Here is an 11,091-nt window from a genome sequence, read left to right on the forward strand (position 1 = left end):
ACACGCGGTGTGGGCCGAGGACACAGGAGACAGAACCGGAAATTCCCGATTCTGTGGACGGTCCTGTCACTGCCCGATACCCTCTGCCGGGTCAAGATTGTCGGATCTTCAACGACAGGGCGGGGACGGCGTGGCGCGCTCGTGGCGGGAGCTTCCCACGGGCCGGGTCGTACATCTGCACGCAGGGCAGGACATGCACCTGCACGGCGACCCGGACGCCGTCGCCCTGGCGATCGACCCACTGCCCGATGACGCGCCCGCGCTGGTGACATACGTCCCCCGCCCGGCGGGGGCCCCCGCGGCTGTGGTCGCCGACGTGCTGAGGGAGCTGGAGTCCGCCGCGCTGGCGATGTTCCCCGCCTGGCTGCCCGAGGCGGACGGCATCACCGGCACCGGCGGGGCGGCGGTTCCGGCCGTCCGTGCCCACGCCCTGCGCGCGGGCTCCGCCACCCGGCACTTCGCGCCCTTCCTCGCCCACCTCGCCGAGCGGGCCCTGCGCGAGCGGGCGAGGGGGGTCACGGCCGGCAGCGGCACGGCGGGCCGCGCCGGAACGTTCCCGCCCGAGATCCGCGCCGCGGGGCTGGCCCGGGTGCTGTGCTCGGGCTACCGGCGGGCCGAGGCCGCGATCCTCGTACGGATGCCGCCCGATTTCTCTCCGTCCGCGGAGGAGGTGCTGGTCGCGGCGTGCGAATGGCTGGCCCACCACGGCGGGTTCGGCGTCTGGCTCATCGGGCCTCCTCTGCGCTCCGTCGACAGGATCGAGACCGTGACGGCCCCGATCCCCGAAGGGGTTGCGGCGCTCGTCCGCGAGGTCGAGCCCGGCGGCGGCGAGGAGTTTCCGCCGCCGACGCTCACCTTCCCGCCTCTCGCCGGGTCGCCGCACCCGGGCAGCGCCGCCGAGCGGCGGCTGGAGGCGGCGCTGTCGCCGTGCGCCTGGGCGGCGGGCCGCGAGTGGAACCAGCTCCACGCCTCCGGACCGCTCAGCAACCCGATCCGCGTCGACCTGATCTGGCGTGCCGAACGGTGCGTGGTCGAGATCGACGGCCCCGAGCATCTGAGCCCGCGCCGCCTCGCCGCGGACGGGCAGCGCGACCTGCGCCTGCGCCGGGACGGCTACGCCGTCCGCCGCTTCACCAACGAGCAGGTGCTGGAACGTCTCGGCACCGTGCTCGCCGAGTTGGAACGCTTCCTCCACCAGTGCCGCCGTGGAACGTTCGAAGGGTCACTCCATGCCTGACACGTCGCTATCCCAGCGCGAGACCGCCATCCTCCTGCTGCTCATGGCCGAGGCCCGCGAGTTCACCAACCCGGAGCTCAAGGAGCAGTTCGGCGTCGAGATCGGCAAAAAGGAACGCGAGCACCTGCAGCGGCTCAAGCTGATCGAGGTCGGGAAGAAAGGCCAGGCGTTCACCTACGCGCTGAGCGACGACGGCTGGGCCAGGGCGGCCGCGATGTTCCGTGACGGCATCCCCAGGTCCAGTCGTCTCGCCGCACGGGCGCTCGAAGCGGTCGTCCGGGCCATGGTCTCCGGCCTCCAGCGACACCTGGAGAGGAGCAGCGCCCCGCTCGCCGAGATCTTCGGCCGGGAGGAGGACCTCGGCCCGGGCATCAGCGAGGAGCCCCTCGCTGAACCGCCCGTCGCCCGGGCGGCGGCAGAAGTCGCGCACCCGCCGGTCGCGAGGGTGCCCGTGTCCGAGGACATCGAGACGTCGATCCGCAAGGCGTACGCGCAGCTCGCCGACAAGGCGAACGCCTGGGTGAGCCTGACGCGACTGCGCCCGCTGCTGGGCGACGTTCCCCGGGACGAGGTCGACGCCACCCTCCGCCAGATGATTCGCCGGCCCGACGTGCGCCTCGTCCCTTGGGAGAACCAGAAGACCCTCACTCAGGCGGATCGTGACGCGGCAATCGTCATCGGGGACCAGCCCAAGCACCGCATCTGGATCGGAGCATGATGACCGGCAAGGAACTGAACGCTCTGGCGGCGTTGAGGTTCAACTACGCCAAGGTCCCCGACGACGTCTGGCGCCCGCTGCCGTTCCACGTCGGGACTCTGCACCGGCAGACCGTGCAGACCGTCCTCGACGGCTTCATTGAGGCCGAGGAGAGCGCCGATGCGAGCCCTATCGGCATCGTCATCGAGGGGCAGCGAGGCTCCGGCAAGACGCATCTCCTTGGTTGGGTCAGGCAGAAGGTGCACGAGGAGGACGGCTACTTCTTCCTGGTGAGCCTGCTCGACGCCAGGAGCTTCTGGGAGAGCGTGCTGCTCTCCATGATGGACAGCCTTTCCCGGCCGATACCGGGATCGGGCACCCAGCTCAATGAGCTTCTGTGGCGGCTCTGCCTGCTGGCCGAGGTGCCGGAAGACGCTCGGGAGTCCGTGACCGGTGAGGCCCCGCTCTCCCGGCAGGACCTGGACGTCTTCGTACGCGCCCTGCGACGGTACGACCGGAATGTCGGTGGCGTCGCCCAGGACGTTGCCAGAGCGCTCGTCCTACGCGCGTCCAGCGACCTGTCCGCGCAGGACGTGGGAGATGCCTACCTCACCTCGGCGCCGGAAGGAGAACCGGGCGAGCGCAACGTCTGGGGCTTCACCCCGGTCGCGAAGTCTCCTCAGGAAATCGTCAGGGACCTGTCCCGCCTGGTGGCGCTGACCGGGCCTTCCGTTATCGCGGTGGACCAGATCGACGTCCTGATCGCGCAGTCGTCCGTCGCCATGACGGACAACGCCCCGGAGTCCCGGCCACAGGGGTCGGTCCTCGATGGGATCGCGGGTGGCCTGATGGCCCTGCGTGAGGTGACCCGCCGCACGCTGACCGTGCTCTCGTGCCTTCCCACGACCTGGACCCTGATCGAGACGAAGGCCATCGACACCGTTCAGGACCGCTTCCGGGTGACCACACCGCTCGACACCATCCCTGATGCGAGAACTGGCGTCGAGCTGGTCGAGAAGCGGTTCCGTGCGCAGTACGGCGCGGTCGGGTTCACTCCGCCGTATCCGACGTGGCCGGTGAAGCCGGAGGCGTTCGAGGAGGCCTACCAGTACACGCCTCGTCAGTTGCTCATCCGTATCGACAAGCACGTGCGGTCGTGCCTGGCGAGCGGGCAGGTCGCGGAGCTGGAACGGCTGACGGGCGCACAACCCGTCACCGTCGTCCCCAAGCCTCAGCCGCCGAAGCGGGAACCCGGCTTCGGGGAGCTGGACAGGCGGTTCGCGAAGCTGCGGGAGCGAGCGGACGTGGCGGAGGCGTTGGACCCGATCACGGAGGACGCCGTGATGCCGCGCCTGCTGGCGGCCGGACTGTCCGCCTGGATCACCGAGCAGGGCGAGGACGGACGCCTGTTCGCCCAGGACCCGCCGCCGAGCACGAAGCCGCCCCTGCACGCCCGGCTGCGCAGAACGCTGGACGAGGCGACGGAGAACGAGGCCCACTGGTGCTTCCGCGCCATCTCGGCGTCCCATCACATCGCCGCGCTGAACCGGCTGAAGGCCGCGTCCACGGCGGCCGGGCTCGACGAACGGATACCCGCGCGCAGACTGTTCGTGCTCAGGAACCAAAGCTGGGCGAAGGGACCGGTGACGCAGGAGGCGCTCACGGCCTTCGAGCAGGCGGGCGGCCGTGTGCTCCAGATCGAGGAGGACGACCTCCGGATCTTCGCGGCGCTCCGTGATCTGCTGGCCGAGAACCCGCCGGAGCTCCAGGCCTGGCTCGTCTCCCGTAGGCCGACGAGCGAGGTGAAGCTGTTCGCCGAGGCGCTCAGCGACGCGGCCGTTCCGCGCGTGTCCGGTGCCGAAAGCGAGAAATCCTCGCGGGCGCCCCGGTCTCTGGGCCGCACCCGGCGTATCGCCAATCCCGATCGGCAGTTGCTCCAATGGGATGCCGTGCCACGGCTGACGTCACGACCGGCGACCGGCGCGCCATCCCCCGTCTCCGGCACCGCACCTTCACAGGGCCCCGTCCCCGCGCCGTCTCCGGCTCTTGACGATGCGCTGTCTCCGGCCCCAGACACCACGCCGTCCCCGATCTCCGGCGAGGTGCCGGAACCGGCCGGCCCGAGCGTCACGATTCCCGGCGGCACCGGCACGGCCGGTCCCGATCTGCAGGTCTGGCCGCCCCTGCCCTTCTTCGAGTCATCGACGGTCGAGGCGCCGGCCACGGAGACGCCGGTCGACGTGCCCTTCGGGGAGATGCCGATGGTGGAGGTAGTGGTCGAGCCCCACCCGCACACGCCGGTGCGGGCGGACGAGGTCACGACGGCTCCGTACCTGACGATCGGGGCGGCGACCTCGGACAACCGGCCGGTACGGATCCCGCTGGAGACCCTGCGCAAACACACGGCGATCTTCGCCGGCTCGGGCTCCGGCAAGACGGTGCTGATCCGCCGCGTCGTGGAGGAGTGCGCCCTTCAGGGGGTCTCGGCGATCGTCCTCGACGCGAACAACGACCTCGCGCGGCTCGGCGACCGGTGGCCGGAGCCGCCGACGGAGTGGGGCGAGGGCGACGCGGCCAAGGCCGACGACTACCTGGCGAACACCGACGTGGTGATCTGGACGCCGCGCAAGGAGTCGGGACGCCCGCTGAGCTTCCAGCCGCTGCCCGACTTCGCGAGCGTCGCCGACGACGCGGACGAGTTCGGCGAGGCGGTGGACGCCGCGGTCGCGGCGCTGGTGCCCCGGGCGAAGCTGGAGACGAGGGCGGCCAGGGCGCACCTCGGCCGGGCGGTGCTCCGCGAGGCCGTCGCCCACTACGGACGGCGCGGCGGCACGGGGCTGGGCGGCCTGATCGCTCTGCTCGACGACCTGCCGGACGGCGTGAGCAGTCTCGAAGGCGCGGCCAGGCTCGCGACCGAGATGGCCCAGCATCTGAGGGCGGAGACGATCAGCGATCCGCTGTTCGCGGGGACCGGGACGCCCGTCGATCCCGGCGTCCTGCTGACGCCGCCGGCGGGGAAGCGGGCCCGCGTGTCGGTGATCAGCCTCACCGGCATGGCCTCCGACGCGCAGCGGCAGGGCTTCGTCAACCAGTTGCAGATGGCGCTGTTCTCCTGGATCAAACGGCATCCCGCCGGAGACCGTCCGCTCGGCGGGCTGTTCGTGATGGACGAGGCCCAGACGTTCGCCCCGTCGGGGACGGCGACCGTGTGCACGCAGAGCACGCTCGCCCTCGCCGCCCAGGCCCGCAAGTACGGCCTCGGCCTGGTGTTCGCCACCCAGGCGCCGAAGGGCCTGCACAACCGGATCACGGGCAACGCCGCCACCCAGTTCTTCGGCCTGCTCAACGCGCCGGCCCAGATCACGGCGGCGCGGGAGCTGGCCAGGGCCAAGGGCGGCGACGTCCTCGACGTGTCGCGGCTGCGGTCCGGCCAGTTCTATGCGGCGTTCGAGGGCGGGTCCTTCACGAAGGTCCGTACGCCGCTGTGCCTGAGCCACCACCCGAGCAGCCCTCTGACGAGCGAGGAGGTCGTGGCCCGGGCGAACCGGTCCTGACCGAAGGCGCGCGGAGCCGGCGCCGCCCTCGGGCGCGGCCCCGGCTCCCGCGTCAGGGTTTGCGGCCCACTCCCGCACAGGCCATGCGGGCCGTCTCCTCGTCGCCGAACGGCCGGACGTGCGCGTCGGCCTGGATCTCGCCACCCGGCCGGCAGCGCCCGGCCGTGCGCGCAGACCATGGCGTCACTCTGTGCGCCCAATGCAACGCCTGCTCCTAGCGGCGGAAGGCGGCGGCACCGGCGGCGGCGATCGCCACCGACAGGACCACGACGACCGTGACGGTCCCCAGAGGATTGCGATGCCGCATGGGAGCGATCGCGCGCATGGCCGGCACGCGGGCGACCGGTGAACTCGACGGCGACGGGGTGGGGCGCGGCGTCGCGCGAGGACGGGGGGACGGCACCGCCGCGGGCGGCCGGGGCGCGGCCGCCACCCGATGCGGGGAGTGCCGCGGCGCCGGTGCCGGCTTCTCGGGAGCCGGCTTCGGCGGCTCGGGGGGCGCGGGCGGCGGTTCCGGAACGGGCGCGGGCGGCGGCACGGGCGTCGGCGGCGTGCAGCCGGGCCCTCCGATGCCGACCTCGGCGTGCAGGTCGACGATCACGTCCACGTCGAGGCAGACGCCGACCCGCAGACCGGGTCCGCCCGGGTCGTCCGCCTTGAGGGCCACTCCCGCGGCTGCCCGCACCATCCCCCTGGCTTCCGGCCGTTCCGATCCCGCCATCCGGGTAACCGTGCTGCCCCCCGTGCTGCCCACCGTGCCGCCCGCCGTGCCGGCGCCCTGCCGCGCGGCCCGCACCGGCGTGGGAGCAGCGGCCGTCAGCGTGGCGCAGGTCAGCGCGGCGCAGGCGGAGACGACCGCGACGGCCGCGCGCGGGCCCGCCGTCCTGCCCATGTCAGTGGCCCTCGGGGATCCGCTGGAACTCGTGCAGTGCGCTCACGAACGCGTCGGGCTTGACCGCCAGGCCACCGCTGAACGGGCGGGAGATGTTCCAGGCGAGGAAGACGCCGACGCCGAGCAGGACCGCCATCGCGGTCACCGGCACGAGCGTGAGCCCCCGGGGCCGGGCCCCGGCCAGGAACGGGAAGACGATGACGAGGACGCCCGTGAGGACCGTCAGCAGCATGACACCGGGGGGCGGCTCGCTGCCCGCGTCGGCGGCGCGCTGCCGGCGGGCGGCGGACATGTCCGCCATCCGCTCCAGCACGGCGTCCCTGGCGTCACGCGCCTCGTCGGTGGTGACCGGCAGTTCGGTCACGCGGGCGCGCAGCGCCTCCAGCCGCGCCGTCCCCTCGGTGCCGAGGCGTCCGGCCGCCATCTGCGGCCACTCGTCCTCGACGACGTACCGCGCGTACTCCCGCAGCCCCTCCCGCACCTGGGCGGCGTCGGGGGCGGGCAACGGCGCGGCGGCCCAGTACGCCTCCACGAGGGCCTGGGTCTCCGAGTAGGTGTTCTGCCGCGCCGAGTCGGCAGAGGTCCACGGAACGACGATCGCGATGGCGAACACGAGCAGGAACAGCGAGGAGAGCATCGACCCGGCGTGCCCGGCGGACGCGCCGCCGGGATCGCGATCGTCGGTGCCCCGGCCCGTCGCCCGGAACAGAAGGGCCGCCACGGCCACCAGTCCGACGGCCGCCGCGACGGTCAGTACGCCTATGAGCATGGCATCTCCACAGACACTTTGCTGATTACAAGTAGTGAGATGACTATCACAACAAGTAATCATTGACCAGCGAAGGCGGGAAAGCGACGGCGCGGCCTGCCCCGGTCGCCGGGGCAGGCCGTGGCAGGATCGGCGCGGAGGTGATCGCATGCGCGTGGTGATCGCGGGCGGGCACGGAAAGATCGCTCTTCGGCTGGCCCGCCTGCTCGGCGGGCGGGGTGACGCGCCGGTGGGACTGATCCGCGATCCCGGCCAGGTCGCGGATGTGGAAGCGGCCGGCGCCGAGGCGGTGGTGTGCGACCTGGAGCGGGCTACGCCGGAAGAGCTGGCCGAGACACTGCTCGGCGCGGGCGCGGTGGTCTTCGCCGCCGGGGCGGGACCCGGCAGCGGCGCGGCACGCAAGTTCAGCGTGGACCAGGGCGCCTCGGTGCTGCTCGCCGAGGCGGCGGAACGAGCCGGGGTCTCCCGCTTCATCCAGATTTCCACCATGGGCGCGGGAGCGCCGCCCGCCCCGGGACGCGACGAGGTCTGGGCGGCCTACATCACGGCGAAGACGGCCGCGGAGGAGGATCTGCGCGGCCGGCCGCTCGACTGGACGATCCTGCGGCCGGGGCGGCTCACCGACGAGCCGGGGACCGGCCTGGTGACGCTGGCCGACCCGCCGCTGCCTCCCGGCGCGGTGCCGCGTGACGACGTCGCCGCCGTGATCGCCGCGCTGCTCGACGCACCGCGGACACGGCACCGCGTCCTCGAACTCATCGGCGGAGGCGTGCCCGTCGCCGAGGCCGTACGCCTCGCGCTGATGCGGTGACGCCTGGAGCGTTCCAGGCCGGTACCCGTACTCTGTCATAAGGCAAGAGGCGCTAAATACCCAATCGAGCACTAAGTCATCTCATTACGGAAAAATCCCAAATTTGGGGTGTTCATGCGCCTTGACGCCGTTTGCGCGGTGGCAAAGACTTCCCTCGACCTTGCGTGATCACTCCGGGCTGACCCCCCTCCCCGGAAGGCACGCCAGATGGAGGAAACTCGTGAGTAGCTCTCCCCGGAGAGCGCGTCGCTACGCCGCCGCGCTCGCACTCCCCCTGGCGATCACCCTGAACGCCTTCCCGGCGCTCGCCGATCCCTCTCCCGATCCGGTCCCGCCCGACCGCGCGTCCAGCACCGCGCAGAACGGCGTCGCGCTGATGCGCGTCGTCGTGGCCGACCAGTCGGGCGTGGACAGGCTGGTCGCCATGGGCGTCGATCTGGCCGAGTACAGCAAGCCCGTCGACGGCGGCATCGAGGTGCACGCCGTGCTCAGTCCCGAGGAGGCGCGGAGCCTGCGCGACCAGGGCTTCGACGTCCGCGACGCCATCTCCGACCAGAGCGACTACGCCGCGAACCTGGCCGAACGCCGGCAGGCCCTCGCCACCGCCTCGGCCGACGCGGCGGCGACCGACACGCTGACCCCGCTGCGCGCCGAGTGGTTCACCAGCCTCGACGACCAGCGTTTCCTGTCGGTGGAGGTGAAGACGAGCGCGACCGACGCCCAGACCGTGCTCACCGCCACCTGGGACAGCGGCCCCGGCACTGCCCCCGACTCCGGCGGTTCCACGACGATGTCCCGCTTCACCGACGCGGGACAGTACATGTACCACCGGTTCAACTCGCCGCTGCCGATCACGGAGGCCCCCACCCAGGTCACGATCACCAGCAACCGGGGCGGCTCGGTCACCGTACCGGTCACGAAGTGGCTGGGCGCGCCGCGCAAGGCGCCGGGCAAGCACTACGTGCGGGACTTCATCGACCACTACATGGACCCCACCGAGGTCACCGGCCGGATCGTGTGGCTGTCCAAGCAGTTCCCGAAGATCTCGGAGGTCATCGATCTCCCGTACAAGACGAACGGCTACCGCCGCCAGGCGCAGGCGCAGTTCGGCACGGGCTCGGGGAGCGCTCTGTCGAGCACGTTCTACGTGACGTCCAAGGCGTACGGCAGCGAGGGCGGCAACGACGTCAGCGTCGCGCTGGCGAGCCCGGGGACCGCCTCGGCCCCGCTTTCCGTCGCCGTCGACGGCAAGGACGTCGTGGTGAACCTGGCCACGGACGCCTCCGGCGCGGTCACCAGCACGGCCGCCCGGGTCGTGGAGGCCCTCAACGCCGATCCGGCGGCGTCGGCGCTGCTGACCGCCGCCCTCTACCGGAACGGCGACGGCTCCGGCGTGGTGGCCGCGGCTCCGGCGACGAAGCTGACCGACAACCTCAAGGCGCCGGCGACCGTCTCGCGTCAGCCGTTCCAGATGAAGGCGCTGCGCATCGGCAAGAGCCGGGACGGCTCGAAGACCGGGGTGTTCCTCTACTGCCAGGAGCACGCCCGCGAGTGGGTCACCCCGCTCACCTGTGTGGAGACCGCCGAGCGGCTGCTGCGCAACTACTCGCTCGACGCGGACACCAAGAAACTGGTCAACAACCTCGACATCTTCATCGTGCCGACGATCAACCCCGACGGCGCCCACTACTCGATGTACGACTACAACATGCAGCGCAGGAACATGGTCAACTACTGCGCCGCCGACGGATCGGACCCGGGACGGCGCAACTCCTGGGGCGTCGACCTCAACCGCAACTTCTCGGTGGGCAGCGTCTACGACGGATTCAACGGCGGCTCGACCACCTGCACCAGCGACACCTACGCCGGGCCGTCGGAGCTGTCGGAGCCGGAGACGCGCAACGAGGTGTGGCTCACGGAGAAGTTCCCGAACATCAAGTTCGCGATGAACACCCACTCCTACGGCGGCTACTTCATGTGGCCTCCGGGGGCGTACAAGACCGCCGGGCGGGAGACGCTGCCGCGCCCGGACCTGGGCACGGAGGAGTACTTCTGGAACGCCTCCGCCCACATCCTGTCCGCCGTCCAGGGCTGGCGCGGCACGGCCATCTGGCCGGGGCGCACCGGCCCGGTGATCGACGTGCTCTATTCGGCGGCCGGTAACAGCGCCGACGAGTTCTGGTACAACAAGGGCATCATCGGCTGGGATTTCGAGGTCGGCGCCGACGTCTACGACCCGGCGACCAAGAGGTACACCGCGGTCGGCTTCCAGCCTCCGTTCGAGGAGGGCCACGAGGAGGCGATGGAGTTCTCCAACGGCCAGATCGGCATCCTCGAGGTCGCCCAGATGTACCAGAAGGACAAGCAGAAGCCCGAGTCGAAGCTCCTGGTCACCGACAGGGCCGACGGCTCGGCGACGTTCACCTTCACGGTGGACGAGCCGGCGAACGTCTACTACACCCTCGACGGCAGCAGGCCGACGCTCAGCTCGCCCAAGCTGACCTCTTCGGGCATGCGTGAGGGCGCCGCGAAGATCTCGGTCGACAAGACCACCGAGGTGCACTGGTTCGCCATGGACCTCGCGGGCAACGTCGAGAAGAACTACAAGCCGGACGGCAACGGCAAGAACTACAACAAGGAGACCGTCACGGTCGAGAAGGCTCCGGTGCTCCCGCTGACCGTGACCGCCTCGTCCCGCTGCATCGGCACCTCGGCGTACGTCGCGGTGACGGCCGTCAACGACTCCGACGCGCCGGCCACGGTCACGCTCACCACCCCGTACGGCACCAAGACGGTGGCCGACGTGGCTGCGGGCAAGCAGGCCTACCAGTCCTTCAACACCCGGGCCGGGCAGGTCGACGCGGGCACGGTGACCGTGACCGGCACCGGGACGGTCGGCGGCAAGCAGGTCACCTCGTCCTACGACGCGGCCTACACCGCGGCCACCTGCCGCTGACCCGCTCACACCCTCACAGCACAACCCGGGGCCGGCCGGCCGACCAGCCGGCCGGCCCCGCCCCTCATAGATGGAGCGAAAGATCACATGAAAATCACCAGGACTACCCGGCTACTCGCCGCGTCGGTGCTCGGCCTCGCGCTCGCCGGCGCCGGTCTGGCCGGTCCCGCGCTGG

General features: G+C 71.4%; 8 protein-coding genes. 5 read left to right on the top strand and 3 right to left on the bottom strand.

Annotated features, from left to right (window positions below):
- Nucleotides 1-130: 130 nt before the first annotated feature.
- Genes AAH991_RS37870 through AAH991_RS37880 form a run of 3 tightly spaced genes read left to right on the top strand, consistent with a single transcriptional unit; the run spans nucleotide 131 to nucleotide 5,488 of the window.
- On the top strand, nucleotides 131-1,237 hold the full coding sequence (locus AAH991_RS37870; protein ID WP_346230776.1) for an endonuclease domain-containing protein: 1,107 nt from the start codon (nucleotides 131-133) through the stop codon (nucleotides 1,235-1,237).
- On the top strand, nucleotides 1,230-1,955 hold the full coding sequence (locus AAH991_RS37875) for a hypothetical protein (RefSeq protein ID WP_346230777.1): 726 nt from the start codon (nucleotides 1,230-1,232) through the stop codon (nucleotides 1,953-1,955). Before AAH991_RS37870 ends, AAH991_RS37875 begins: the two co-directional genes overlap by 8 nt.
- Nucleotides 1,952-5,488, top strand: coding sequence for a helicase HerA domain-containing protein (locus AAH991_RS37880; RefSeq protein ID WP_346230778.1), 3,537 nt, complete (start codon nucleotides 1,952-1,954; stop codon nucleotides 5,486-5,488). The genes AAH991_RS37875 and AAH991_RS37880 overlap by 4 nt, the downstream gene beginning before the upstream one ends.
- Before the next feature lie 52 nt (nucleotides 5,489-5,540).
- Here AAH991_RS37880 and AAH991_RS37885 read toward each other — a convergent pair whose 3' ends face one another.
- From AAH991_RS37885 to AAH991_RS37895, 3 genes are read right to left on the bottom strand one after another with little or no spacing between them, the layout of a single operon-like run.
- Nucleotides 5,541-5,675, bottom strand: coding sequence for a hypothetical protein (locus AAH991_RS37885; RefSeq protein WP_346230779.1), 135 nt, complete (start codon nucleotides 5,673-5,675; stop codon nucleotides 5,541-5,543).
- Between the two features lie 27 nt (nucleotides 5,676-5,702).
- Nucleotides 5,703-6,380 (bottom strand): hypothetical protein, encoded by a 678-nt coding sequence (locus AAH991_RS37890; protein ID WP_346230780.1) that lies wholly within the window; start codon nucleotides 6,378-6,380, stop codon nucleotides 5,703-5,705.
- A gap of 1 nt (nucleotide 6,381) precedes the next feature.
- Nucleotides 6,382-7,149 carry a bestrophin-like domain gene (locus tag AAH991_RS37895; RefSeq protein WP_346230781.1) on the bottom strand — a complete coding sequence of 256 codons (768 nt, stop codon included), beginning with the start codon at nucleotides 7,147-7,149 and terminating at the stop codon, nucleotides 6,382-6,384.
- Nucleotides 7,150-7,297: 148 nt separating this feature from the next.
- On the opposite strand from AAH991_RS37895, the gene AAH991_RS37900 reads away from it, so the two are divergent.
- Both AAH991_RS37900 and AAH991_RS37905 read left to right on the top strand, forming a co-directional pair.
- Nucleotides 7,298-7,960, top strand: a complete 663-nt coding sequence (locus AAH991_RS37900; RefSeq protein WP_346230782.1) for an SDR family oxidoreductase — start codon at nucleotides 7,298-7,300, stop codon at nucleotides 7,958-7,960.
- Nucleotides 7,961-8,180: 220 nt separating this feature from the next.
- Nucleotides 8,181-10,916 (top strand): M14 family metallopeptidase, encoded by a 2,736-nt coding sequence (locus AAH991_RS37905; protein ID WP_346230783.1) that lies wholly within the window; start codon nucleotides 8,181-8,183, stop codon nucleotides 10,914-10,916.
- Nucleotides 10,917-11,091: the final 175 nt, after the last annotated feature.

The organism is Microbispora sp. ZYX-F-249 (assembly GCF_039649665.1).
Lineage (GTDB): Bacteria > Actinomycetota > Actinomycetes > Streptosporangiales > Streptosporangiaceae > Microbispora > Microbispora maris.